Origin of the sequence: Eleftheria terrae, from assembly GCF_030419005.1 — a bacterium.
Taxonomy (GTDB): domain Bacteria; phylum Pseudomonadota; class Gammaproteobacteria; order Burkholderiales; family Burkholderiaceae_C; genus Caldimonas; species Caldimonas terrae.
In genome coordinates this window covers 18880-45026 of sequence record NZ_CP106953.1, presented here as the reverse complement: position 1 = coordinate 45026, position 26147 = coordinate 18880, and the positions used below count along the sequence as shown (strand labels likewise).

Genomic DNA, 26147 nt, shown 5'->3' with positions numbered 1-26147 from the left:
GGCGCCTGCTTCGCCGGGATCAACGGCCTCGCCTCGTCGCCAGGGGCAAGCCCTGAGATGGCGCTGTATAGAGGAGGACTCGCTACAGCCGATGTCAGAGCTAATCCCAGTAGCCCTAACGCGGCGATCAATGATCGATGGGCCATCTTACGTCTCCCTCCTCGACCTCAGTCGGAAGAACTGAATGCCGCGATACATAGGGACGGCGACAGGGCGCGGCGACCACGGCCACCACCGCGCCTGGCTCCGCGCACAGAGCGCCTGTCATCTTCGGCGCTGGCCCTCGGGCCGTGCACTCAGGTTTGCATGGCGTGGGCTATGTGCGATTGAAGCTGCGCCACCTCATTGCTGCCAGCACTGAGCAGAACCGCTCCGTCATATGGCGGAGCGCCGCTCAGATTCTTCGTCAGGTCCTTGTTCGCACCACGCGCCACGATGGCCGCTGCCCCTCTTCGCACGAAGGCAAGTACCGCCAGCACTCCGCTGCCTAGCAGCATTGCAGCGCTTGGTTCCGGAACAGCGGGCGTCGGTGTGCCAACCACGGGAGCGCCTGATGTTGCCGGCACTGCCACACGATGTAGGAAGAATGGCCCTACCTCCTCGTAGTGCCCCGATTGGGACACACTGAAGATGTCGAAGTCGCGGTCGCTTACGATACCGAAGAAGCCGGTTTCTCCATTGAGATGCACGCTGTCAAAGTACTCACCAACGATGGAGAGCTCAACACTGACTGAAGAAGTGTCTCCGGTGACGTCAAGCCCAATAGAGTGGATCGTCGGATGGTGATCGGGCGAGACGTTCAACGCGCCGTCCACACTCCTCCACGCTGTGCCGGCGGGCTCGGCCGTGATGGCGTCACCGATCCACATGACCGAATCCCATCCGTCCCAGCAGTTTCCACCTGGCTTGGAACACGTCTCGAACGTCATATCGTCGCTGAACTGATCACCAGGGACGTAGACGGCTGACGGCGGCCCGCCCTCGAAGGTGATGAAACTGTACGATCCGCCAACGGCGGCAAGATAGGCGTTGAGATCCCGGTACACCGTGATTCCTGAGTACGCTGGCCCACTGGCGCCAATCAGAACCAAGGCCAACAACGTCCCGGCGCTACGAGCGTTCATGTCAGCTCCCCTTAGAGCGATGCCTACCTCACCTGATCAATTTAGGCAGTGGCTTGCATGCCGCCCCCCCTGATTCGCGGGGCCGCACAGGCGACTTGCTTCACTTCCCTTCCGCAAGACGCGAGCAAGAGGGAGCAAGGTTCGGGCAGCAGATAAGCGGCGCTGGGCGCCTCGCGTCGTCGCAGCGGCGAGCCAGTCACATGGAACAGAACTTGCGATGTCCTGCGCCTCTTTCACTTGCGCCGGATCCACGGAGCCGGGCGGTGTGGCCGATGATCGTCGACATGCCGTCCACCGGGCGCCCTGGCCTCGCACCTGCTCCTGCGCCATACGTCTTCCCATTCCATGAAACCTGAACTCCTTGCCACGTTTGTCGGCCTCGCCATGGCCGGCATGTTCACCATGCCGCCCGCTCTGGCGCAGGCCTCGGCCCAGCCGGCGGCGCCGGTGCCCGCCCCGGCGGCCAGCGATACGCCCTATCCCGGGGTGCTGCAACTGGAGGTCGATGCCACCGATCTGCAGCACCGGGTGCTGCGGGTCCGCCAGGCCCTGCCCGCGCGCGAAGGGCGCCTGGCCTTGCGCTACCCGCGCTGGCTGCCCGGCACCCATGCGCCGTCCGGCGACGTCAACCTGCTGGGGGGGCTGAAGATCCAGGACGCGCAAGGCCGCCTGCTGCCCTGGACACGCGATCCCGCCGATGCCTTTGCCTTCCTGGTGGACGTGCCGGCCGGCGGCACGACGCTGAACATCGAGTTCGTCCACCTGACGCCACTGAGCGAGCGCACCGGCCGCCCCTCGATGACCCCGGCCATGCTGGGCGTGCAGTGGGAAACCGTGCTGCTGTATCCGGCCGGCCACTACAGCCGCCGCATTGCCGTGCAACCCCGCCTGCGCCTGCCGCCGGGCTGGCAGCAGGCCAGCGCCCTGCGCACACCGGACGGCCGGCTGCCGCAAGCCGATGAACACGGCTGGGTGCGGTATGCGGAGGTGAACCTGGAGACGCTGGTGGACGCGCCGGTGTTTGCCGGCCGGCACATGAAGCGCATCGAGCTCGAGGCCGCCGGGCGCGACCGCCCGGTGGCGCTCAACATCATGGCCGATGAAGCCGAGCAACTGGAAGCCAGCGACACGCAGCTGCAGGCCCACCGGCAACTGGTGCAGCAGGCCGACCGCTTGTTTGGCGCCCGGCACTTCGACCACTATGACTTCCTGCTGGCCCTGAGCGAAAGCTTCGGCGGCATCGGCCTGGAGCACCACCAGTCAAGCGAGAACGCGGTCAAGACCAGCTACTTCAAGGACTGGGCCAAGGCCATCGTCGACCGGGAGCTGCTGCCCCACGAATATGTGCACTCCTGGAACGGCAAGTTCCGGCGCCCGGCCGACCTCTGGACCCCGACCTACGATGCGCCGATGCAGGACAGCCTGCTCTGGGTCTACGAAGGCCAAACTCAGTACTGGGGCCGCATGCTGGCGGTGCGCAGCGGCCTGGTCACGGCCGAGCAGGAGCGCGATGCGCTGGCCCAGGTGGCCGCGGCATTCGAGCATCGGTCGGGCCGTGCCTGGCGCAGCCTGCAAGACACCACCAACGAGCCCATCCTGAGCGAACACCGGGCGAAGGACTGGCCCAACTGGCAACGCACCTACGACTACTACGACGAAGGCGCCCTGGTCTGGCTGGATGCCGACACCCTGATCCGCGAGCGGTCGCAGGGCAAGCGCTCGCTGGACGACTTCGCCAAGCGCTTCTTCGGCGTGGCCCCGGGTCGCGTCGAGCCGCTCACCTACACCTTTGAAGACGTGGTGCGGGCACTCAACGAGGTGCAGCCGCACGACTGGGCCGGCTTCCTGCGCGCCCGGCTCGACGCGCGGCAAGCCGCCGGGGCACCACTTGACGGGCTGGCGCGCGGCGGCTGGAAGCTGGCCTACGACGAGAAGCCCAGCGACTTCTTCAAGGCCAACGAGGCCGAGCGCAAGGTGACGAACCTGCTGTACTCGATTGGGCTGATCCTGCGCGAGGACGGCACGCTGGCCGACGTGGCCTGGGACGGCCCGGCCTTCCGCGCGGGCCTGGCCCCCGGCATGAAGCTGGTCGGCGTCAACCTGCGGGCCTACAAGCCCGAAGTGCTGCAGCAGGCCATCACGGCGGCGCGAGCGGCCGGATCGGCCCCGATCGAGCTGCTGCTGCAGGAGGGCGACCGCTACCGCATCGCCCGGCTCGACTACCACGGCGGGCTGCGCTATCCGAAGCTGGAGCGGCTGGCGAATGTGCCGGACCGGCTGGGCGCCATCCTGGCGCCGCGTTGAGCGGGCGGCGGGCGCTGGCACCCGCCGTGAACAGCTGGCAGCCGCCTTGCATCAGCTGCGGGCGGCTGCGCTGGGCTTGCGAGCGTGCCACATCGGCGCTGTGACGGTGTCACACCTTGGAGCAAGCAGGCTGATGAAGAACCCCTGCCGGCGGGCATCCGAAGAACCACTGCCGGCGGACATTCGGTGGACCGCCGCGCCGCAGTGCCCGGGGCGCCGCTGTCTTCCGCGCGCGCCGGACGGCCGCGCCGCGCTGTCCAGCGCGCTCGCTGCCGCCAGCCGACCTTGCCAGGGTGGCCTGGACCCGCTGAACAGCGTCGCAGGCCAGGCGCTGGCGGGCGTTCACGCCGTGCCGAGATGCTTTTCGAAATGCCGGAACAGGCTGGTCTGGTACTTCTGAGGCAGGGTCGACGAACGCTCCTGGAGAAAGCCATCCGTCAGTTCGTTGCGCCGGATCGTGACCACGATCCAGTTCTTGGGCTCCGACGGCGTGCGCTCCGTATCGACGAAAGCGGCCTCGCCGAAGAACTGCGTCAGGGAGATGTCGCTCTTCTGGTTCCATATCACGAAGTCGCCGTTTCTCTCGGTGAAATTCCACTGGTGCAAACCGTGGTAGTTCTCCGACACCGCTTCGTTTTCAAAATGCCCCAGCTGAATAAAGCCGCCCGGCTTGACGATTTTCAGCATTTCCACAATAGCAGAAAGAGGATCGTAGGAATGATCCAGCGCGTTTGCGCAGTGCACGGCGTCAAAACGCCGTGGCGGGAAAAAGTGGGACAGGTTTTCTCCGTCACTGAATGTCGTGCGCACCGGCGGATGGATATCAAACCTGTCGATGAGCGTGTTATAGACATCCGCAAGGGGATCACACGCCGTGATGTGCAACCGCTTCCCGGGGACGTTCTTGCCCAGGTTCGTCAGCGGGCCGGAACCGACGTCCAGCAGGAAGATATCCACCGGCGCCAGCAGGGAAAGGCGGCGGGCCAGCCGGGTGTCGCGGCTGCCGACCTCGGTGTCAGGATTGAGCCGGAACCGGAAATCGTCCGGGTAGTCCCCTCCCCGGGTTCGCAGGTAATGCTCCCAGTAAGCGATCTCGTCTCCGATGTTATCGAGCCATACTGCGTATTCTTCGTTCACGACTTTCAAATCGAAACTCCTACGCTCAATTGCTCATCCGGCGCGAATGGCCATTCACACCACCGAATTCGAGCGGCGATGCCAGCACCCCATCTACAGCAGCGGTGAAACCCCCTGTAGCGCAAGACCATCGTATTTACCCTTGCCTGCTACGTTCCTCCTTGTGACATCCCGGCGCGCCGGGGCCTGCGCCATTGGCGGTTAACGGGTGGCGCAAAGACAGGCGCAGTCGCCAGCGCGGTGGCGCGCTCCGACCTCGCCGGGCCGCCCTCCAGCTGGTCCGCCGGACGGCCCGAGGGGGTCGCGGCGCGAAGGCGGCAGGTGGCGCCTCGCCGGTGCGCTCCGCGCGCCGATGCCGGGATCACGGAGGGCTCACCGGCGACGCGCGACGGCACCTCATCGTGCTCCGGCGACCACCTCGGCCCGCCATGACTTGGACAGATGGTTCCCGGCCGGCTTTGTGAAAAAGGGGGATTTCCCCGGACTGTCTTTCCTTTACAGAGCGCCTGGGTGTCAGATACTGGCCCCTCTCACGCAGCCGCCGGCTGTGGTCGGTTTGCGAGAACAGAGCGGTTCTGAGCGAGTAGTAGGTGTTGCTTGAGCCAGCGTCCCCCATCGAAGACTGAAGTTCGCCTTCCCGGCGAAGATCGAAGGGCAGCCGCCCTGCCCCCTGCCAGGCCCCCCGGCGCGCCACACCGCCCCGCGGACACGGGTGGCGCCCCGCCGTCCTTCAACCGGTGCCAGGCATGAGGCGCCCGGCTTGCGCACCCTGCCGTCCAGGCCACCGAGCGCACTTGCCGGCCCTTCTGCCCCCCGCCTCTCCCACTGCCCCGCGCCTGTCTCGCGCACCGCGCGTGCCCCGCTACGACCGCCCCCCGCCGGCGTCCCGGCGCATTCCTTGTGGAGCCTTCATGCCGTCTCGCCCTTTCGCCGCAGCCACTGTCGCTGCGGCAGCCACCGTGCTGTTCTCCGGTTGTGCGCAAATCCAGCCCCGGCCGCTGGATGCCGACGCACTGCAGCAACAGACCCTGCAAGACCGGGCAGCCAGCCGGCGCGACGTCACCCCGCTGGGCACCACCCTCAGCCTGGATGAGGCCATTGCGCGGGCCCTGAAGTTCAACCTCGACCGCCGTGCGCGCCTGCTGGAGCAGGCCCTGGCGGCCCAGCAGTTCGACCTGTCGCGGTATGACCAGTTGCCGCGCTTGCTGGCATCGGCCGGCTATACCGCGCGCGACAAGGACCGCATCTCGATCAGCACCGACCTCGAAGGTCGCCCCACCGGAGCCGACCCCACCCTCTCGCAGTCGCGCGAGCACACCGTGTCCCAGATCGAGTTGAGCTGGAGCCTGCTGGACTACGGGCTGGCCCGCTACAACACCCAGCAGGCGGCGGACCGCATGCTGGCTGCCGCCGAACGCCGGCGCAAGGCCACTCATCAACTGGTGCAGGACGTGCGCGTCGCCTTCTGGCGCGCGGCCAGCGCGCAGCGCTTGCAAGCCGATGTGAAGGCCAGCCTGCAGCTGGCCGACGACGCGATGGCCGACGCCCGCCGTGCCGAGGCCGAGAAGCTGCGCTCGCCGCTGGACGCCTTGCGCTACCAGCGCCAGCTGACCGAGAACATGCGGCTGCTGGAGGCCATCGAACAGGAACTGGCCACGGCACGCTATGAACTGGCGGCCCTGATCAATGCGCCCGCTGCACTGCCCACCCGTCTGGTCACGCAGCAGGAGCTGCCCGAGGGCGACCCGCTCACGATGGATGCATCGGCCATGGAGGAACGGGCCCTGGCGCAGAACGCCGACCTGCGGGAGCAGTTGTACCAACGCCGCATCGCGGCCACCGAAGCGCGCAAGGTCATCGCCCGCGCCTTCCCTAATCTGAGCTTCAGCATCGGCCCGCACTACGACACCGACCGCTACCTCGTCAACAATGCCTGGAGCGAGGCCAGCGTGCAGCTTTCCTACAACCTGCTGGGACTGCTGTCGCTGCCGGCACAGCGCCGCGCCGCCGAAGCCGGCGTGGCCCTGGCCGACCAGCGCCGGCTGGCCGCACATGTCGCCACCATCACGCAGGTCCACGTCGCCCGTGAGCAACTGGCCGGCGCCAGGCGGCAGTTCGAACGCGCCGATGCCCTGTGGGTGCTGGACGACAAGATCACCCGGCAGATGGCCAGCCGCGAACAGGCCCAGGCCGGCTCCAAGCTCGACCGTGTCGCTGCGCAGACCACCGCCATCGTCAGCCTGCTGCGGCGCTATCAAGCGCTGGCCCAGCTGCATGCGGCGCACAGCCGCGTGCACGCCACCCTGGGCGTCGACTTGCTGCCCGAAAGCAGCGACGACCTCAGCCTGGAGCAGATCGCCGCTGTCGTACGTGCGCAACTGGCGGGCCAGCAACGATGAACGCCGCCTCCCACAGGCCCCCCGCGGCCCTGCTGACGACGCTGGCGCTGGCGACGACGCTGGCCGCCGCCCTGCCCGCCCTGGGCCAGGTCGACGCGCCGGCCAAGCGGGCGGCCTCCACCGAGATCCGCGCCCAGCTCTCGCCGCGCCGCTACACCACCATCGCGGCGGAGATCGGCGCGCGGGTCCAGCGTGTCGGTGTTCTCGAAGGGGCGAGCTTCAAGGCCGGCCAGCAGTTGATCGGCTTCGACTGCAGCCTGCAGCGTTCGCAGCTGGCGCGCGCCCGGGTGGCGCTCGACGTGGCGTCCAAGCAGTTGGCCACGCAGACCCGGCTGGCGGAGCTGAACGCCACCGGACGCCAGGAGGTCGAGCAGGCCGATGGCGAGGTCCGCAAGCAACGCGCCGACATCGCGCAGATCGAAGTCATGCTGGGCAAGTGCAGCATCGCCGCGCCCTTTGCCGGCCGGGTGGCCGAGCAGAAGGTGCGCGAGCAGCAATACGTGCAGCCCGGCCAACCGCTGCTGGAGATCATTGACGACACGGTGCTGGAGGTCGAGTTCATCATGCCGTCGCGCTGGCTGCAGCAGGTGCGCGCCGGCAGCCCGGTGCAGATAGCGGTGGATGAGACCGGCCAGACCTATCCCGCGCGGGTGCTGCGCCTCGGCGCAAGGGTCGACCCGGTGAGCCAGTCGGTGAAGGTGGTTGCCGCGATCGAGGGCCGCCCCGCCGAGCTGATGGCCGGGATGAGCGGCCGGCTCATCATCCCGGCCGCCCCCTGATCCCCGCTGCCACATCGCCTGCCACATCGCCTGCCGCACGCCCGCCCGCTTTTGCCCGCCCCTGCCTCCCGAGACCCCCATGACCAAGCCCTCCTGGAAGAACAAGCCCCTGGCCTCCGCGCTGCCGCGTGCCTGGGCCCTCGAAGCCCGCCTGATGTTCGACGCCGCGGCGGTGGTGGAAGCGACCGAGCGGGTGGCGGCCGCGGAGGCAGCGCAGGATGCAGCCGGCCATCCCGAGGCGGCTGCCCCGGCGGCCCCGCCCGCCGCGCCGCCGCTGTTCGTGCTCGAGGCGCCGGCATTGCCACCGGACGCGGGGCAGAAGCTGCAGCAGGCGATCGAGAGCGCCTCGACGCAGGTCCAGGCCTTCCTCCAGCAGCCCGATGCGGCCGCCCGGCTGGCGGAGCTGTTCCACGGCGGGGAGGCGTCGCGCAGTGAAGCATGGTCGTCCGCGCTGGCCGACCTGCAGGCCGGCGCTGCCCAGGGCTGGGGCCTGGAGCTGCGCCTGCTGTCGAGCGGCCAGTTGAACGGCGCGCTCGGCGCCTTTGCGGCGGACGGGCCTCAGGGCCGGCCCGTGGTCCTGCTCAATGCCGACTGGCTTGCGGGCAGCGCCAGCGTGGACGCCCTCACCCGGGTGCTGGTGGAAGAAACCGGGCATGCCATCGACGCGCGGCTCAATGCCGGCGCCGACACCGCCGGCGACGAGGGCGAGGCCTTCGCCAGCCAGGTCCTGAGGTTCGACCTGTCGGCCGGCGCGCTGGAGCGCATCGGCCAGGAAAACGACCATGCCAGCGTGCTCATCGACGGCCGGGCCTACGCGGTGGAGGAGGCGTCGGTCACCTTCACCCAGGTCTACCGCATCACGCCGACCTCACTGAGCGAGGAAGCCAATGGTTTCCGCACCGATGCCTCGGCCCTGGCCGGCAGCAATTTCCGCTTCACCTCGGGCAACCCGAGCGACCCCTACTTCTCCGGCAACAACGTCACCGGCACGCTGTCCTATGTGGACGGCAGCGGCACCCTGCGCTCCATCAGCGGCGTGGTGAGCCGGCTGGTGAAGACCGGCAGCACGGTCAACGGCCTGTACTTCTACGCACCGGGGGCCGACGGCGCCATCGGCACCGGCGACGACTCGGCCTACGTGCTGCGGGTGAACGACAGCTTCAATTTCACCGGCAACACCAACTACGGCACCAGCAGCGACCCGGTCGATTCGGCGATGAACCGATTCATCGCGCCGAACAGCGCGCCCGTGGCCGTCAACGACAGCGCGCTGGCTTCCGAAGACGGCAGTGTCAGCGGCAATGTCCTGAGCAACGACAGCGACCTGAATGCCGACACGCTGCGGGTGACCTCCTTCAAGGTCGGCACCACCACCTATACGGTGGCCAGCGGCGGCAGTGCCACTGCCGTGCTGGCCGGCGTCGGCACCCTGACGCTCAACAGCGATGGCAGCTTCGTTTTCACCGCCGCGGCCGACTACAGTGGTGCGGTGCCGGTGGTGAGCTACACGGCGAGCGACGGCACTGCCACGGCCACCGGCACCCTGAGCGTCGGCATCACGCCGGTCAACGACGCGCCGGCTGGCGCCGACCGCAGCATCACGCTTGCCGAGGGCGGCTCCTACACCTTCGTGGCCGGCGACTTCGGCTTCAGCGATCCGCGGGACAACCCGTCGCATGCGCTGCAATCGGTGCGCATCACCAGCCTGCCGTCGGCCGGCACGCTGACCCTGAACGGCAATGCCGTGACGGCCGGGCAGGAGATCGCAGCGGCCGACCTGGGCCGCCTGGTCTTCACGCCGGTGGGCGGCGCCAGCGGGGCGGCCTATGCCAGCTTCACCTTCCAGGTGCGCGACAACGGCGGCACCGCCGGGGGCGGTGTCGACCTCGATGCGACGCCCAACACCGTGGTGTTCAATGTCACCGCCGTGAACCAGGCGCCTTCGGCCGGCGGCGACACCGCCACGGCAGTGGAAGCCGGCGGCGTCGCCAATGGCACGCCCGGCACCGACCCGAGCGGCAACGTCCTGGCCAATGACAGTGACCCGGACGCGGGCGACGCCCTGGTGGTCGGCGCCGTCACCGGGGCGGCCGGCGGCAGCGTGGCACCCGCGCCGTCGAGCAGCGCCGCGTCGAACCCGGCGGTGGTCAGCGGCCTCTACGGCACCCTGAGGATGGGCGCCGACGGCAGCTACGTCTACCAGGTCAACAACACGCTGGCGGCGGTGCAGGCCCTGCGCAACAGCAGCAACACCCTGGTCGACACCTTCACCTACGTCGCGAAGGATGCGAGCGGCGCCAGCTCCACCAGCACCCTCACCGTGACGGTGCGCGGCGCCAACGACGCGCCGGTGGCCGCGAACGACCGCAATGTGGCCAAGGAAGCGGGCCCGACGCCGGCGGTCTACCCCGGCTCGGACGCGACCGGCAATGTGCTGGCCAACGACAACGACGTGGACACCGGCGACAGCAAGACCGTGCTGCAACTGATTGCCAGCGCCACCGCCGCAGCCACCGGCTCCAGCAGCGGCACCCAGATCACGGTGGGCTCGGTGGGAACACCGGGCAACACCAGCGGCGTCGACGTCGGTGACGTGCTGCACGTCACCGCCAACGGCACGGTGCTCTATGACAAGAACCCGGCCAGCCTGGCCAACCGCGTGACCGTCACCGCGATCTCGGGCACCACCATCACGCTGAACCGATCGGTGAGCATCCCGGCAGGCGCGAGCATCCAGTTCTGGGCGCCCAACCCGGGCGGCCAGATCAATGGCAGCAACTACTACACCACCACGGGCCAGTCGTCCACCAGCGTGCCGGCGTCCTCGACGCTGTCGCTGTCGAACATCAGCGGCACGGTGCTGGTCGGCATGACGGTCAACGGCACCGGCGCGGGCAGCGCGCCGACCGTGACGGCGGTGGACTACACCACCGGCCAGATCACGCTGAGCGCCGCGGTGAGCCTGTCCAGCAGCACCGCGCTGACGTTCAACATGGCCGCCGGCAGCAACATCCAGGGCCAGCGCGGCGTGCTCAGCCTGGGCGCGAACGGCAGCTACACCTACCACATCACCAACAACAGCCTGGCTGCGGGGCAGACCGCCACCGAAACCTTCACCTACCAGATGACGGACGCGAGCGGCCTGCGCAGCTCTGCCGTGCTGTCCATCACCATCGAAGGCACCACCAATGACACCGAGCCTGACGCACGCGCCGACGCCGTGGTGGCCGTGGAGGCCGGCGGGGTGGCCAACGGCACGCCGGGGGTGGATCCGGCCGGCAACCTGCTCACCGGCGCAGGCACCAGCGGCGCGGTGGCCGATGTGGGCAGCGGGCTGAGCCTGACGCGCGTCTGGTCGGAAGACGCCACCAGCCTGCCAACGGCCACCAACGTGCAGCCGGGCAGCACCGAGGTCAACGGCACCAGCCTGGTGGGCCGCTACGGCACGCTGCGCATTGGCGCTGACGGCAGCTACCGGTACACGGTGGACAACACAGCTGCCGCGGTGCAGGCCTTGCGCGGCAGCAGCGACACCCTGCGCGAGGTGTTCTTCTACCGCGTGGAGAATGGCAGCGGCAGCGATGTCGCCTCGTTCGCTGTCACGGTGCAGGGCGCCAACGACACGCCAGCGGCGACGGCCGACACCACTACCGCCGAGGCAAGCAGCCAGGCCGCTCCCGGCCGCGATCCGGCGGGCAATGTGCTGGCCAACGACAGCGACGTCGATGCCGGCGACAGCCTGTCGGTGCTGCGTGCGTCGGCCGGCGCCGGCGCGCCGGCCACCGCGGTGACGCCGGGCAGCTCGAGCAGCTCCGGCGGCACCACCCTCAACGGGCTCTACGGTGTGCTGGTGATCGGCGCCGACGGCAGCTATCGCTACACCGTCGACAGCAACAACGCGAGCGTGAAGGCACTCGCTGCAGCCGGCACGCTGACCGACACCTTCACCTATGAGGCCGTCGACGCCAATGGGCTGTCGAGCGTTGCCGCGCTCACCGTGACGGTGGGGGGCGCCGCGGACGCTCCGGTGAACACGCTGCCGCCTTCGCACAGCCAGTACGACTACGAGGCGGCAGCCATCCCGGGTGTCTCGGTGGCCGATGTGGATGGCGACTTGGCCTCGGTCACGCTCACGGTCCGCAGCGGCAGCCTGAGCGTGGGCAGCGGCGCGGGCCAGGTCAGCGGCAACGGCAGTGCATCGCTCACCCTCACCGGCACGCAGGCGGAGATCAACGGCCTGCTGGCCACCTTGAGCTACCAGGCCAGCAACAGCTTCAGCGGCGAAGACCGGCTGACCCTGGTGTCGACGGACGCGTCCGGGCAGGCGGACAGCGATTCGATGTCCATCACCGTGTCACCCGATCCCCGCCCCTTGAGCGTGAGCAGCCCCACGGTGAACGAGGCGTCGCCCTACCTGGTGTTCACCGTCTCGGGCGCTGCCGGGCAGCGGGCCCTGCTGACCCTGGGCGCAAGCGGCACGGGCAGCGGCCATGCCACGCTGGGCACCGACACGGCGCCCGCGCTGGAGTTCCATGACGGCAGCGACTGGGTGGGCTACAACGGCGGCTATGTGGTGCTGCCAGGTTCCGGCGAGTTGTTGGTGCGCGTGGCGGTGCTGCAGGATGCCGCCGACGAAGGGGCCGAGACCCTGCAACTCTCTGCCCGCAACGCGGCCGGCGTCAGCGCCGCCGGCCTGGGCACGCTCACCGACCAGGGCAGCGGCGACGTGCTGTTGCCCGACGGCAGCAATGACTCCGCCGCCGTCCGCGACGACGACCGGCCCCTGACAGTGGGCGGGGCCACGGTGAATGAAGCATCGGGCCATGTGATCTTCAAGGTGTCGGGCGCCGCCGGCCAGTCGGTGGACCTCGGCCTGCGCAACGGGACCGCCGGCAATGCCGATCACGGCCAGGCGCTGGAGGTCTACGACCCGGCGGCGAATGGCGGCCAGGGCGCCTGGGTTGCCTACGGTGCAGGGCTGGTGCTGCCCGGCAGCGGCGAGTTGCTGGTGCGGACCACCATCACCGCCGACACGGCCTACGAAGGTGCGGAGACCTTCGGCCTGGTGGCCCGCACCACCGGTGGTGGCGAAGCGGTTGGCATCGCTGCGATCGTTGACGACGGCAGCGGCGACGTGTTCCTGCCCGGCAATATCACCGGCACGCCGAACACCGCCGTGGACCCGGGTTATCCGGAACTGGACGACGACCGGCCGCTGTCGGTGAGCAGTCCCACGGTCAACGAGGGGTCGCCGCATGCCGTGTTCACGGTGACCGGCAACGCCGGGCAGCGCATCGAGCTGACGCTGACGGCGGGCAGCGCCACCGGCGGGGGGATCGACTTCGGCAACGGTGGGCTGGAGGTGTCGGTGGACGGCGGCCTCAACTGGCTGCTGTACACGACCGCGGTCGCGGTGCCTGCCCAGGGGCAGATCCTGGTCCGCACCTCGATCACGAACGATGCGGTGGCCGACAACGGCGAAACCTTCACGCTCGCTGCACGGCCGGTCGGAGGCCTGGCGGCCAGTGGCACCGCGACGATCAAGGACGACGGCACCGGCGACGTCTACGGCCCGAATGGCACCGTGGACCCGTCGGCGGCCAAGGATGACGACCGGCCGGTGGCTGTCAGCAGTCCCACCGTCAACGAAGGTTCACCGTATGCCGTGTTCACCGTGTCCGGGGTGGCTGGCCAGAGCGTGAGCCTGGTGCTGGGCGCCGGCACGGCCGCGGGTGCAGGTGTGGATTTCGGGAGCTCGGCGCTGGAGGTCTCGCTCGATGGCGGCACCACCTGGACGGCGTACACCTCCGCTGTCACGCTGCCCAATGGTGGCGCCTTACTGGCACGTACCTCCATCACGAATGACGGTATCGCCGACAACAACGAGACCTTCACGCTCACGGCCACGCCGGCGGGCGGCACCGCCAGCGTCGGCACCGCCACCATCAAGGACGATGGTACCGGCGACATTTTTGGGCCCAATGGCACGGTCGATCTCTCGGCATCCAAGGATGACGACCGAGCGATCACGGTGAGCAGCCCCACGGTCAACGAAGGCTCGCCTCATGCCGTCTTCACCGTCACCGGCATCGCCGGCCAGAGCCTGAGCCTGGCGCTCGGCGCCGGCACGGCCGCGGGTGCAGGTGTGGATTTCGGCGGCTCGGCGCTGGAGGTTTCGCTCGATGGCGGTACCAGCTGGACGGCGTACACCGCCGCTGTCACGCTGCCCGCGGGCGGCGTGCTGCTGGCGCGCACCTCCATCACCAACGACAACATCGCCGACAACAACGAGACCTTCACGCTCACGGCCACGCCGGCGGGCGGCGTCGCCAGCGTCGGCACCGCCACCATCAAGGACGATGGCACTGGGGTCATCTATGGGCCGAATGGCACCGTCGATCCTTCAGCCTCCAAGGATGACGACCGGGCGCTGACCGTGAGCAGCCCCACCGTCAACGAAGGCTCGCCTCACGCCGTGTTCACCGTCACCGGCATCGCCGGCCAGAGCCTCAGCTTGTCCCTGGGTGCCGGCAGTGCCACCGGCACGGGCGTCGACTTCGGCGGCTCGGCGCTGGAGGTCTCGCTCGATGGCGGCACCACCTGGACGGCGTACACCGCCGCTGTCACGCTGCCCGCAGGCGGCGCGCTGCTGGCGCGCACTTCCATCACCAACGACAACATCGCCGACAACAACGAGACCTTCACGCTCACGGCCACGCCGGCAGGCGGCGCCGCCAGCGTCGGCACCGCCACCATCAAGGACGATGGCACCGGCGATGTCTACGGGCCCAATGGCACGGTCGATCCTTCGGCATCCAAGGATGACGACCGAGCGCTGACCGTGAGCAGTCCCACCGTCAACGAAGGCTCGCCTCACGCCGTGTTCACGGTCACCGGCATCGCCGGCCAGAGCTTCAGCCTGACCCTGGGTGCCAGCAGTGCCACCGGCACGGGCGTCGACTTCGGCGGCTCGGCGTTGGAGGTCTCGCTCGATGGCGGCACCACCTGGACGGCGTACACCGCCGCTGTCACGCTGCCCGCAGGCGGCGTGCTGCTGGCGCGCACCTCCATCACCAACGACAACATCGCCGACAACAACGAGACCTTCACGCTCACGGCCACGCCGGCGGGCGGCACCGCCAGCGTCGGCACCGCCACCATCAAGGACGATGGTACCGGCGACATTTTTGGGCCCAATGGCACGGTCGATCTCTCGGCATCCAAGGATGACGACCGAGCGATCACGGTGAGCAGCCCCACGGTCAACGAAGGCTCGCCTCATGCCGTCTTCACCGTCACCGGCATCGCCGGCCAGAGCCTGAGCCTGGCGCTCGGCGCCGGCACGGCCGCGGGTGCAGGTGTGGATTTCGGCGGCTCGGCGCTGGAGGTTTCGCTCGATGGCGGTACCAGCTGGACGGCGTACACCGCCGCTGTCACGCTGCCCGCGGGCGGCGTGCTGCTGGCGCGCACCTCCATCACCAACGACAACATCGCCGACAACAACGAGACCTTCACGCTCACGGCCACGCCGGCGGGCGGCGTCGCCAGCGTCGGCACCGCCACCATCAAGGACGATGGCACTGGGGTCATCTACGGGCCGAATGGCACCGTCGATCCTTCAGCCTCCAAGGATGACGACCGGGCGCTGACCGTGAGCAGCCCCACCGTCAACGAAGGCTCGCCTCACGCCGTGTTCACCGTCACCGGCATCGCCGGCCAGAGCCTCAGCTTGTCCCTGGGTGCCGGCAGTGCCACCGGCACGGGCGTCGACTTCGGCGGCTCGGCGCTGGAGGTCTCGCTCGATGGCGGCACCACCTGGACGGCGTACACCGCCGCTGTCACGCTGCCCGCAGGCGGCGCGCTGCTGGCGCGCACTTCCATCACCAACGACAACATCGCCGACAACAACGAGACCTTCACGCTCACGGCCACGCCGGCAGGCGGCGCCGCCAGCGTCGGCACCGCCACCATCAAGGACGATGGCACCGGGGATGTCTACGGGCCCAATGGCACCGTCGATCCTTCGGCATCCAAGGATGACGACCGAGCGCTGACCGTGAGCAGTCCCACCGTCAACGAAGGCTCGCCTCACGCCGTGTTCACGGTCACCGGCATCGCCGGCCAGAGCCTCAGCCTGACCCTGGGTGCCAGCAGTGCCACCGGCACGGGCGTCGACTTCGGCGGCTCGGCGTTGGAGGTCTCGCTCGATGGCGGCACCACCTGGACGGCGTACACCGCCGCTGTCACGCTGCCCGCAGGCGGCGTGCTGCTGGCGCGCACCTCCATCACCAACGACAACATCGCCGACAACAACGAGACCTTCACGCTCACGGCCACGCCGGCAGGCGGCGCCGCCAGCGTCGGCACCGCCACCATCAAGGACGATGGCACCGGCGACATTTATGGTCCCAACGGCACCGTCGATCCGTCGGCATCGAAGGACGATGATCGCGCGGTGGCGGTGAGCAGTCCCACCGTCAACGAAGGCTCGCCTCACGCCGTGTTCACCGTCACCGGCGTCGCCGGTCAGAGCGTGAGCCTGACCCTGGGCGCCGGCAGTGCCACCGGCACAGGCGTCGACTTCGGCGGCTCGGCGCTGGAGGTCTCGCTTGATGGCGGCACCACCTGGACGGCGTACACCTCCGCTGTCACGCTGCCCGCAGGCGGCGTGCTGCTGGCGCGTACCTCCATCACGAATGACGGTATCGCCGACAACAACGAGACCTTCACGCTCACGGCCACGCCGGCGGGCGGCGCCGCCAGCGTCGGCACCGCCACCATCAAGGACGATGGCACCGGCGATGTCTACGGGCCCAATGGCACCGTCGATCCTTCGGCATCCAAGGACGACGACCGAGCGATCACGGTGAGCAGCCCCACCGTCAACGAAAGCTCGCCTCACGCCGTGTTCACCGTCACTGGTATCGCCGGCCAGAGCCTGAGCCTGTCCCTGGGTGCCGGCAGTGCCACCGGCACGGGCGTCGACTTCGGTGGCTCGGCGTTGGAGGTCTCACTCGATGGCGGCACCACCTGGACGGCGTACACCGCCGCTGTCACGCTGCCCGCAGGCGGCGTGCTGATGGCGCGCACCTCCATCACGAATGACGGTATCGCCGACAACAACGAGACCTTCACGCTCACGGCCACGCCGGCGGGCGGCGCCGCCAGCGTCGGCACCGCCACCATCAAGGACGATGGCACCGGCGATGTCTACGGGCCCAATGGCACCGTCGATCCTTCGGCATCCAAGGACGACGACCGAGCGATCACGGTGAGCAGCCCCACCGTCAACGAAAGCTCGCCTCACGCCGTGTTCACCGTCACTGGTATCGCCGGCCAGAGCCTGAGCCTGTCACTGGGTGCCGGCAGTGCCACCGGCACGGGCGTCGACTTCGGCGGCTCGGCGCTGGAAGTCTCGCTCGATGGCGGCACCACCTGGACGGCGTACACCGCCGCTGTCACGCTGCCCGCAGGCGGCGTGCTGCTGGCGCGCACCTCCATCACCAACGACAGCATCGCCGACAACAACGAGACCTTCACGCTCACGGCCACGCCGGCAGGCGGCGCCGCCAGCGTCGGCACCGCCACCATCATGGACGATGGCACCGGCGATGTCTACGGGCCCAATGGCACCGTCGACCCCTCGGCACCCAAGGATGACGACCGGGCGCTGACCGTCAGCAGCCCCACCGTCAACGAAGGCTCGCCTCATGCCGTCTTCACCGTCACCGGCATCGCCGGCCAGAGCCTCAGCTTGTCCCTGGGTGCCGGCAGCGCCACCGGCACGGGGGTCGACTTCGGCGGCTCGGCGCTGGAAGTCTCGCTCGATGGCGGCACCACCTGGACGGCGTACACCGCCGCTGTCACGCTGCCCGCAGGCGGCGTGCTGCTGGCGCGCACCTCCATCACCAACGACAGCATCGCCGACAACAACGAGACCTTCACCCTGACCGCCACCCCGGCAGGCGGCGCAGCCAGTGCCGGCACCGCCACGCTCAAGGACGATGGCACCGGAACCATCTACCGGCCCGACGGCACGGTGGATGCGGCCGCCTTGCGCGACGACGACCGCCCGCTGGCCGTGACAAACCCGACCGTCAACGAAGCGTCACCCTACGTGCTCTTCACCATCACCGGCGCCGCGGACCAGCGGGTGCAGCTCGCCACGCTCGCGGGCAGTGCGGATGGCAACGACTACGGCGGCCTCGATCCGGCGCTGCCTCGGCTGGAGGTATACGTTGGCGATGCATGGGTGGCCTACCTGCCTGGCAGCTGGGTCACCCTGCAGGACAACGGCCGGCTGCTGGTGCGCACCGCCGTCACCAACGACAGCCTCGACGAAGGCGCCCACAGCTTCGCGCTCAGTGCCCAGGCCACCGGTGGCGCAGTGGCATCGGGGGCCGCGACCATCGACGACCACGGCAGCGGCGACGTCTACCTGGCACAGAACACCAGCGGCGAGGCCAACCTCCCTGGCGACGCTGGCTTCCCGGCGTTGGATGACGACCGCCCTTCCCCGGCCCCGGTACCCGTACCAGCCCCCCTGCCTGTGCCGGAAACCGCGCCGGTGCCAGCCGCAGGGCCGCTCCCCGCGGCGCCGGTCGAGGTGGCGCTGCCAGCCGCCTTCGCGCCGCCTCAGGCCTTCGAGCTGCCACAGGCGCTGCTGCCATCGGCGCTGCCGAGCAACCTGCTCTCGGTCGATGCCGCATATGCCGCCACCGTGGCGGCACGCACCTTCGATGCAGACCACAGCGATGTCGGCGACATCTACACCCGGTCAAGCGGCTTCAGGGCCATGGTGACGCCTGCCGCCCAGCCCAGCCTGCAGGTGTTCCGCGGCGTCGAGGACCAACTGGTGCCCGCGGCGCCCGTGCTGCGCCTGCAGGTGCCGGCCGATGCCTTCGTGCACACCGACGCGAACGAGTCGCTGCAACTGGTCGCCACCCTGGCTGACGGGCGCCCCCTGCCCCGCTGGCTGCGCTTCGACGGCAAGGCCGGCGTGTTCATCGGCGAGCCACCGGCCGGCGAGGAGCTCGATCTGCGGCTCAAGGTGACGGCCCGGGACACCCAGGGCCGCGAGGCCACCGTCCTGTTCCGGGTGAAGTCCGCCGAGCGCGGAGGCTCGCTCGGCCGGCCCGCCCTCACCTCGCAGCTGCTGCGCGGAGAGGCCCTGGCCCAAACCGGCCAGGGACGCGAATGGCACTCGGTGCGGCAGCCGCTGCGCCTGCGCGGGTAAGACAGGGAGTCGCTGCAGATGCCCGTCAGCCCTGCCGCCTTGCTGGAGCTGCTGTCGGCCGCCGCGGCGGCTCCGGCGGCGGCAGAGCGGCGCTTCGTGTTGCTCAACCGCACCCGCGATGCCCTGCCCTACCACGCTGCGGTGCTGCAAGGGCACGGCGCGCTGCACCACTCGGGCGCGTCCCACCTCGATCCCCAGGGACCGTACGGCCTCTGGCTGGCCGCCCTGCTCGCCCGCTGCCGGGCAGGCCCGCCCGGCCCCTTCGGCCCCGAACAGGTGGAGGGGCCGCTGGCGGACGAATGGGCCTCATGGTGGCCGCCCTACGCGGTCTGGCTGCCCGCCAGCGGCGGCGAGCCGGCCACGCGCCAGGGCCTGCTGCTGTGCCGCGAATCACCGTGGACGGGTGACGAGGTGGAGTGGCTGGCGCGCTGGTACCGCTTGTGGGAATTGACGGAGCGAGCGGCAGAAGCCGGCACACCGCGCCGGATCGTCGACTGGCAGGCCCTGCGGGCCCGCCTCGGGCGGCCGTGGCGCCAGCGCAAGGGCTTGATCGTGGCCGCACTGTTGCTCGCCGCCTTGTGCTTTCCGGTGCGCCTGACAGTGCGCGCGCCGGGTGAACTGGTCCCGCGTGAACCGACGGTGCTGCGCGCCACCGTCGATGGCATGGCCCGCCGTCTGCATGTGGAGCCCAACCAGACGGTGAAGGCCGGCCAGCTGCTGGCCGAACTGGACGACGCGGCCGCCGCCAGCCGCCTGCAAGTCGCCCGCCAGGCGCTGGCGACGGCCGAGGCCGAATGGCGCCAGACCAGCCAGCAGGCGTTGTCCGACGCGCGGGCCAAGGCCCAGCTGCCGGTGGCGCTGGGCCGCATGGAAGAGAAACGCACGGAAGTCGACTACCTCAGCGAGCAAGTGCGCCGCACCGAGCTGAGGGCGCCGCACGCGGGCGTGGTCCTGCTCGACGATCCCGGCAACTGGGCCGGGCGCACCATCGCGGCAGGCGAGCCGCTGCTGCGCCTGGCCCGGCCAGATGACCAGGAAGTGGAGGCCTGGCTGCCGGTGGCCGACGCCGTGGAGCTGCCCCTCGGCAGCCCGATGCGGCTCTTCCTCGCCAGCCGGCCCGCCACGCCGGTGCTCGCGCACCTCTCGCTCTACGCCTTCGAGGCACAGCCGCGCCCGGAAGGCGGGCTGGCCTACCGGCTGCGCGGCCGCATCGAAGGCGCCAGCGCCGAACGGCTGGGATCGCGAGGCACGGTGCATGTCGACGGGGAGCGCGTCTCGCTGGCCTACTGGATGCTCCGCCGTCCGCTCGCCGCCCTGCGGGAGGCCACCGGATGGTGAGCACCACCCTGTCCGCCCCGCCACCGGCACCCTGGCCGGCCCTGCGCGAGGAACTGCAACTGCACCACGGCCCCGCGCTGGCGGACGGCCAGCCCAGCTGGACCTTGCACGACCCGGTGCGGCACCGGTTCATCCGCATCGACTGGGTGACCTATGAAGTGCTGCGACGCTGGTGGATCGCGTCCCCGGCCGCCATTGCGGAGCAGGTGAACCGGCAGACCACGCTGTCGCTGGACGAGGAGCATGTCCGGCAGGTGCTTGCGTTCGCCCGGCACCACGAACTGGTCGAGGCGAGCTCGGCGCCAGGCGGCACCGGCGAGCCCATCCCGGCCTGGCGCCGGGCCGCCACCTGGCTGCTGCATCACTACCTGTTCTTCCGGGTGCCGCTGTACAACCCCGACCGCCTGCTGCAGCGCTGCCTGCCCTGGGCCGAGAAGCTCGGCAGCCCGGCGTTCAGCCGCGCCACCCTTCTGGCGCTGGCGCTGGGCCTGCTCGCCGTGCTGCGCGACGTCGACGCCTTCTCGCGCCAGGCGGTGGACCTGCTGTCCTGGCGTGGCCTGACGCTCTACGGGCTGACGCTGGTCACGGTGAAACTGGCCCATGAGTTCGGGCATGCGTTCGTGGCACGCCACCATGGCTGCCGCGTGCCCAGAATGGGCGTGGCGTTCATGGTCATGTGGCCGGTGGCCTACACGGACACTTCGGAGGTCTGGCGCCTGCCGGACGCGAGGGCCCGCCTGCAGGTGGCGATGGCCGGCGTGCGCACGGAACTGACCATCGCCGCCTGGGCCACGCTGGCCTGGGCCGCCCTGCCCGCGGGCCCGCTGCGCACCGCCGCCTTCATCGTCGCCACGCTGACCTGGGTCTCGACGCTGCTGGTCAACCTCAGTCCCTTCATGCGCTTCGACGGCTACTTCGTGCTGTGCGACGCGCTCGACCAGCCCAACCTGCACGAGCGCAGCTTCGCCATGGCGCGCTGGTGGCTGCGCGGTGCCTTGCTCGGCTGGCGCAGCCCGCCACCTGAGGCGCTGTCGCCCGGCTGGCGGCGGGCCATGATCGCCTTTGCCTTCGCGACCTGGGCCTACCGGTTGATGCTGTATCTCGGCATCGCCTGGCTGGTCTATCACTTCGCGATCAAGGTGGTGGGGCTGCTGCTGTTCGCGGTCGAGCTCGGCTGGTTCATCGCCCAGCCGGTGTGGCGTGAACTGAAGGCCTGGCATGCCGCCCGCGGCCAGTGGCGCGGCTCCCGCCGGGCGCGGTCGGTGATGGTGGTGCTGGCCGCACTGGTCGCCCTGGGCTTCGTGCCACTGTCGAGCGACGAAAGTGCCGGCGCCGTGCTGCAGCCCACGCGGCACTTGTCGCTGCGGCTGCCCAGTGCCGCGGTGCTGGAGGCGGTGCATGTGCGCCGCGGCGACCGCGTCCGCCGGGGCGCGCCGCTGGTCGATGCGAGCGCGGGTTTGCTGCAGCAGCGTCTGCAAGCCGCGCGGGTGCGGGTGCGCCAGCTGCAGGCCCAGGTGGCCGCAGCCAGCGTCGACGCCGCGCTGCAATCGCAGTGGGCGTCGCTGCAGGAAGCACTGGCCACCGCACAGGACGAGGCCCGTGCGGCGGAGCAGGACATCGAGCAGTTGCGACCGAGAGCGCCCTTCGACGCCACGGTGATCGACATCGATGCCACCGTGCAACCCGGCGTAGTGGTGGCGCCGCAGCAGGTGCTGCTGCAGCTCGCCACCCCCGGCAGCTGGCGCGCGGTGGCCTATGCCTCGGAGCGCGCCGTGCACGCCTTGCGGCCGGGCGATGGCGCGAGTTTTGTGGCCGATGCAGCACCGCTGCGCCGCTGGCCGGCGCGGGTCCTGAGCGTGGCACCGCACCCGAGCGCGTGGCTGGCGGAGCCCATCCTGGCCCAGGCCCATGGCGGACCGATCGAAGCGACTCGCCAGGCGGAGCGCTGGTGGATCGGTCAGCCGCTCTACCGGGTGGAGTTGGAGTTGCTGGACCAGCCCGACTTGTCGCCGCGGCAATGGCGAGGACATGCGGTGCTGCCCTTGCCGGCCACAAGCGCCTGGTCCCGCCTGACGGACGCGGCACGCAATGTGGTCGTCCGCGAATTCGGGTTCTGAAGCGCCGCTCAGGCCCAAGGGTGGGAGATTGGCTGGACGCCGGCGGGCGCTGCGGCGCATCGCCGCACGGCCAGACCGCCGTCGAGGCGATCGAAGGGCACCGGCCTCCGCATCGGCCGGCGCCCGTGTGGTGCCGCCCTACTCCTCAGGCAGCAGCCCACCGATGGTGCAAGGGCCGACAGGGCGGAGCTCGCCGGGCCGGCCCGCGCCCGGTGGCCAGGGGCGTGCAAGTGCGCAGGCGCGCCCGCCCCCGGCTGCATGCGGCGCATGGCGCGCCGCGGTATCCGGCTGGGACCACTCGGCCCGCACCTGGTCCAGGCCCGCCATCGAAGGCGCCAGCCAGGGCGGGCGCCTTCGGGCTGCCTCAGGGCGCGAAGTTGAAGTCGGCCGTCGCGTCGCTGGCCGAGACATCGATGTCGGCAGCCTGTGCCGGCTTGCCGGCCACCAGCGCCTGCACGCTGTACTTCGCAGCCGCGGCGCTCACCCGCGAGAAGGTGTAGGTCGTCGCGGACGGGCTGTAGGCCGCCACCACCGGCGCCTGCACCGGCACCTGGAAGCTGTAGCTGCCGGCATCCGCATCCACCGGCTTGCCGAACAGCTCGACCGTGGCCGTGCCGACGTTCTGCAGCGCGCGGACAGTGGCGTCTGGCACCACGCTGGAACCGGTAGTGGCCACCGTGCCGGAGATCGCGCGCATGTCGCTGCTGGCGAGCGTGATCGGCGCGCTGCTGGTGTTGATGGCGGTCAGGCCGGTGGCCGTCACCGGCACACCGGTCATGACGGCAGTCACGCGCCCTTCGGCGGTGATGACCAGGTCATAGGTGCCGGCCGGAACCGGCGACAACACGAAACGGCCATTGCTGTCCGCCACGGTGGCGCGGGCCACCGTGCCGGCCTGTTGCAAGGACACCGCCGCGCCAGCCAAAGGCGCGCCCGCCAGGTAGCCCTCGACCGCGAGACCGGCCACAGCCACCCGCGGCAGCACCGAGATCACCGGCTTGAGGTTGTAGCGGCCCGACATGCCACGCGGCACCACCGATTTGCAGGCGTCGAAATCGAGCACCAGGTCGGCAGTCTGGTTGGCTGCAACCTGGATGTTGACATTCATCTTCAAGCCGCTTTGCTGCGCGCTCGGCGTGTCCAGCGCGACTTCGGCGCCGCCGGTCGGCACGACGGAATTGGCCATCGGATTGGTGCTGTCGTTCGAGGCCAGCACCAGGCGGAGTTGCTGGTAGGCACCGGCGGGCAGCCGGGTGCTGCCCAGTTCTTCCAGGACACCGTTGGTCAGCTCCAGCAGGTTCACCCGCTTGGGTTGGGCGAGTTCGATCGTCTCCCAGCCGCCGTCGCCGGCGTCGGCGGTACCGCTCTTGTTCACCTGCACCCGCACGACCGTCACGTTCACCTCGTCGTAGCCGCAGGCGGGTGCGTCGGTGAGTGCCAGGCGCAGGCTTCCTTCGCTGCCGCTGGCGGCGTCACTACTGCCACCACCACCTCCGCCACAGGCCGCCACAGCCAAGGCCGCAGCCGTCACGGCCACCCAACGAGTCTTTGCAAATTGCGTCATGTCGATACCTTCAAATGCGGTCGCCCACTGCGACGTGGGAGATATTTCCATTTTATCAGGTGAACGCCCATGACGTTTTTCACGAACGGCGCATCGGCCCCGATGGGTGGCCGTTCGTCCAGCGCCAACGGGCTGATGGCCAGGCGACACACGGCCGGAGCGTCGCGCAAAGCGGCCAACCGCTAGTCCTGGAGAAAGCGCCAGCCCCCCACCGGCCCCGCGATGCTCGGAGGGCGGCACCGGCAGTTCGGTGCGACCGTCAGCCGGCCCCGACGCAACGCCCGGAAACGTCGCGGCCGATCACGGCGGCAGTGATGCCGTGCCATCCCGTCGCTCCAGGGCGGGTCGGTGAGCCGGGGATGTGGACTTCACACCGTGCGAGTTCGACTCGCCGCGCGGGTTCGGCCGCCATGGCCAGTGGGTGCCGCTGCGAAGAGTTAGGGATGGTGAGCACCATTTCTGACTGCTACCGTAGCGGGTGGCGATCGTCGCTCCGTCCGCCGGCAGGCAAGCGCCTTGGCCGAAGCTGCGACCGCCGTCTTCCGCAGAGAGCCGCCAGGCCGCCGATCGTCATTCGTCGGTGCAAAGAACCAAGAGGGAACGCCACATCATGACCTATGAGGAAATTGCCAAGCTGGTCGCCGAGAACAACCGGTCGACCTTGTTCTCCAACGAATTCGTGACCTGCCTCATCTGGAAGGAAACCGGTTTCGAGCCTGCCGCGAAGAACGCCAAGTCTTCCGCCACCGGCCTGATGCAGCTGACCAAGGGTGCGGTCGAGATGGTGAACCGCTGCACCCCCAAGGGCGTGCACTTCGAGCACTCGGAAATGACCGATCCGGTCAAGAATATCCAGTGCGGAACCTATTACCTCGACATCGCCAAGACCAAGCTCGCGGGCATTGACACGAGCTACGGCACCGGCCCGGGATACTCCAAGTCCATCAAGGTTTGCGAGGCCTGCCTGATCCAGGACAAGGAACACCCGATGCAGGCTTTCCACAAGATCCACAAATGAGGTCGATGATGTCGTCTGGTTTCCTCAAGGCGCTTTTGCTCGTCACCGTCCTGGCTTGCGGCAGCGCAAGGGCTGCCGACGCCTGGAGCCACTTGACCGACTGGGACGGAAAGTACCCGTCGGACCAGGTCGGTGCCACCAAGGCGGGGCTCCTTGACCAGCCCGCACTGCGCGCGGCCCTCAAGAAGCTGCTGCCCCGCGCAGAGGCCGGGACGCTGGCGAAGCTGGACGTCGAAGCTCCCGTCAAGAAGAGCGGCGACTACCTGCTGGTCAACAAATGCCGCCCGAACAACTGCGCAGCCGACATGGCGCTGATCGTCATCGACCTGAAGACGCAGAAGCTGTGGGCCGGCTTTTTCTCGCGCGAAGACGGACGGGCCAGCACCCGCTGGTACGGCTCGGCGGACGACTACTCCGTGCTGCCCGAGGACATCCGCAAGGAATTCCTCAGCCGGCACGGCGATTAAGAGCTGCCAACAAAACCGTCTCATCGAGAACGGCCACGGCCCGCCGTGTGCGTGTCACAAGCCAAGACCACAACGAGCAGATGAGCGCCACGCTGGCGCGACTCGGCTGGATCTCACCCGGGTCAGCTTGAGTGCGGCGGGCGCCCGCGGCCCTGCGGCGCCCGTATACGACGGCGCCGCAGCCCGCAGCAGGCGGCTTGTCACGCACTACAAAAACATACCGCGGACTTGCCTGTCCCCGGCGTCCATCCGGCATGACGCGGCGGGGTGAGCGGCCCCGTCGGCGAGATAACGCGGGGTGCCCGGCGGCAAGGTCGTTCACGCACTCGCTCGGTCGAGCTTCACGAGCTGCATGCCGATAAGGGCGACCACCGCCTCAGTGCCGGCAGCACCTACATCGCCGCGATAACACTGCCCGCCACGGACGTAAAAAGCAGGCGTTAGTCTGGACAGCCCCGATGGCGGCCAAGCGCACTCACGGCTGGCCTAGCTCCTTGGCCCTGAGCCTCTGCTTCGAGGCATCGCCTCCCGCGCCCCTCTGCTCCGCGGGCTCTGGCCTGGCGCGTCATCGGCAGGCGCGCCTTCATCTCGTCTTGTGAGTCGCTCTGAAAACATGGAGGCCGGGGCGGTTCAACTGCCACGCCTTCGAATGCGTCCAGCCAAT

The 26147-nt window shown here is 69.4% G+C and carries 11 protein-coding genes; 8 read left to right on the top strand and 3 right to left on the bottom strand.

Going from position 1 to position 26147, the window contains the following annotated elements:
- Window positions 1-296: 296 nt before the first annotated feature.
- Entirely contained in the window at window positions 297-1124 is an 828-nt protein-coding gene (locus tag N7L95_RS27160) for a PEP-CTERM sorting domain-containing protein (protein WP_301260769.1), read from the bottom strand.
- A gap of 345 nt (window positions 1125-1469) precedes the next feature.
- On the opposite strand from N7L95_RS27160, the gene N7L95_RS27155 reads away from it, so the two are divergent.
- Complete coding sequence (locus N7L95_RS27155; RefSeq protein ID WP_301260768.1) at window positions 1470-3428, top strand: M61 family metallopeptidase; 1959 nt, start codon at window positions 1470-1472, stop codon at window positions 3426-3428.
- Window positions 3429-3770: 342 nt separating this feature from the next.
- On the opposite strand, the gene N7L95_RS27150 is transcribed toward N7L95_RS27155, so the two are convergent.
- On the bottom strand, window positions 3771-4565 hold the full coding sequence (locus N7L95_RS27150; protein WP_301261180.1) for a class I SAM-dependent methyltransferase: 795 nt from the start codon (window positions 4563-4565) through the stop codon (window positions 3771-3773).
- A gap of 911 nt (window positions 4566-5476) precedes the next feature.
- Here N7L95_RS27150 and N7L95_RS27145 point away from each other — a divergent pair.
- The 5 genes from N7L95_RS27145 to N7L95_RS27125 all read left to right on the top strand — a co-directional run bounded on the left by N7L95_RS27145 (window position 5477) and on the right by N7L95_RS27125 (window position 22434).
- On the top strand, window positions 5477-6964 hold the full coding sequence (locus N7L95_RS27145) for a TolC family protein (protein ID WP_301260767.1): 1488 nt from the start codon (window positions 5477-5479) through the stop codon (window positions 6962-6964).
- On the top strand, window positions 6961-7743 hold the full coding sequence (locus N7L95_RS27140; protein ID WP_301260766.1) for an efflux RND transporter periplasmic adaptor subunit: 783 nt from the start codon (window positions 6961-6963) through the stop codon (window positions 7741-7743). Before N7L95_RS27145 ends, N7L95_RS27140 begins: the two co-directional genes overlap by 4 nt.
- A gap of 79 nt (window positions 7744-7822) precedes the next feature.
- Window positions 7823-18979 (top strand): cadherin-like domain-containing protein, encoded by an 11157-nt coding sequence (locus N7L95_RS27135; protein ID WP_301260765.1) that lies wholly within the window; start codon window positions 7823-7825, stop codon window positions 18977-18979.
- A gap of 18 nt (window positions 18980-18997) precedes the next feature.
- Window positions 18998-20317, top strand: coding sequence for an efflux RND transporter periplasmic adaptor subunit (locus N7L95_RS27130; RefSeq protein WP_301260764.1), 1320 nt, complete (start codon window positions 18998-19000; stop codon window positions 20315-20317).
- Complete coding sequence (locus N7L95_RS27125) at window positions 20311-22434, top strand: site-2 protease family protein (RefSeq protein WP_301260763.1); 2124 nt, start codon at window positions 20311-20313, stop codon at window positions 22432-22434. Before N7L95_RS27130 ends, N7L95_RS27125 begins: the two co-directional genes overlap by 7 nt.
- A gap of 364 nt (window positions 22435-22798) precedes the next feature.
- Here N7L95_RS27125 and N7L95_RS27120 read toward each other — a convergent pair whose 3' ends face one another.
- The gene (locus tag N7L95_RS27120) at window positions 22799-23998 is read right to left on the bottom strand and encodes a DUF4382 domain-containing protein (RefSeq protein WP_301260762.1); all 1200 of its coding nucleotides are present in this window, start codon (window positions 23996-23998) and stop codon (window positions 22799-22801) included.
- A 610-nt stretch (window positions 23999-24608) separates the two neighbouring features.
- Between N7L95_RS27120 and N7L95_RS27115 the strand changes: the two genes are divergently transcribed.
- Both N7L95_RS27115 and N7L95_RS27110 read left to right on the top strand, forming a co-directional pair.
- Window positions 24609-25016: a transglycosylase SLT domain-containing protein gene (locus tag N7L95_RS27115; protein ID WP_301260761.1), complete on the top strand. Its 408-nt coding sequence runs from the start codon at window positions 24609-24611 to the stop codon at window positions 25014-25016.
- A gap of 5 nt (window positions 25017-25021) precedes the next feature.
- The gene (locus tag N7L95_RS27110) at window positions 25022-25483 is read left to right on the top strand and encodes an Ivy family c-type lysozyme inhibitor (RefSeq protein ID WP_301260760.1); all 462 of its coding nucleotides are present in this window, start codon (window positions 25022-25024) and stop codon (window positions 25481-25483) included.
- The last annotated feature ends 664 nt before the right edge of the window (window positions 25484-26147 follow it).

Excerpts from the sequence above, each read along its gene's own strand:
- N7L95_RS27110 (WP_301260760.1), top strand. The coding sequence starts at position 25,022 with ATGATGTCGTCTGGTTTCCTCAAGGCGCTTTTGCTCGTCACCGTCCTG.
- N7L95_RS27130 (WP_301260764.1), top strand. The coding sequence starts at position 18,998 with ATGCCCGTCAGCCCTGCCGCCTTGCTGGAGCTGCTGTCGGCCGCCGCG.
- N7L95_RS27120 (WP_301260762.1), bottom strand. The coding sequence starts at position 23,998 with ATGACGCAATTTGCAAAGACTCGTTGGGTGGCCGTGACGGCTGCGGCC.
- N7L95_RS27135 (WP_301260765.1), top strand. The coding sequence starts at position 7,823 with ATGACCAAGCCCTCCTGGAAGAACAAGCCCCTGGCCTCCGCGCTGCCG.
- N7L95_RS27145 (WP_301260767.1), top strand. The coding sequence starts at position 5,477 with ATGCCGTCTCGCCCTTTCGCCGCAGCCACTGTCGCTGCGGCAGCCACC.
- N7L95_RS27115 (WP_301260761.1), top strand. The coding sequence starts at position 24,609 with ATGACCTATGAGGAAATTGCCAAGCTGGTCGCCGAGAACAACCGGTCG.
- N7L95_RS27160 (WP_301260769.1), bottom strand. The coding sequence starts at position 1,124 with ATGAACGCTCGTAGCGCCGGGACGTTGTTGGCCTTGGTTCTGATTGGC.
- N7L95_RS27140 (WP_301260766.1), top strand. The coding sequence starts at position 6,961 with ATGAACGCCGCCTCCCACAGGCCCCCCGCGGCCCTGCTGACGACGCTG.
- N7L95_RS27125 (WP_301260763.1), top strand. The coding sequence starts at position 20,311 with ATGGTGAGCACCACCCTGTCCGCCCCGCCACCGGCACCCTGGCCGGCC.
- N7L95_RS27155 (WP_301260768.1), top strand. The coding sequence starts at position 1,470 with ATGAAACCTGAACTCCTTGCCACGTTTGTCGGCCTCGCCATGGCCGGC.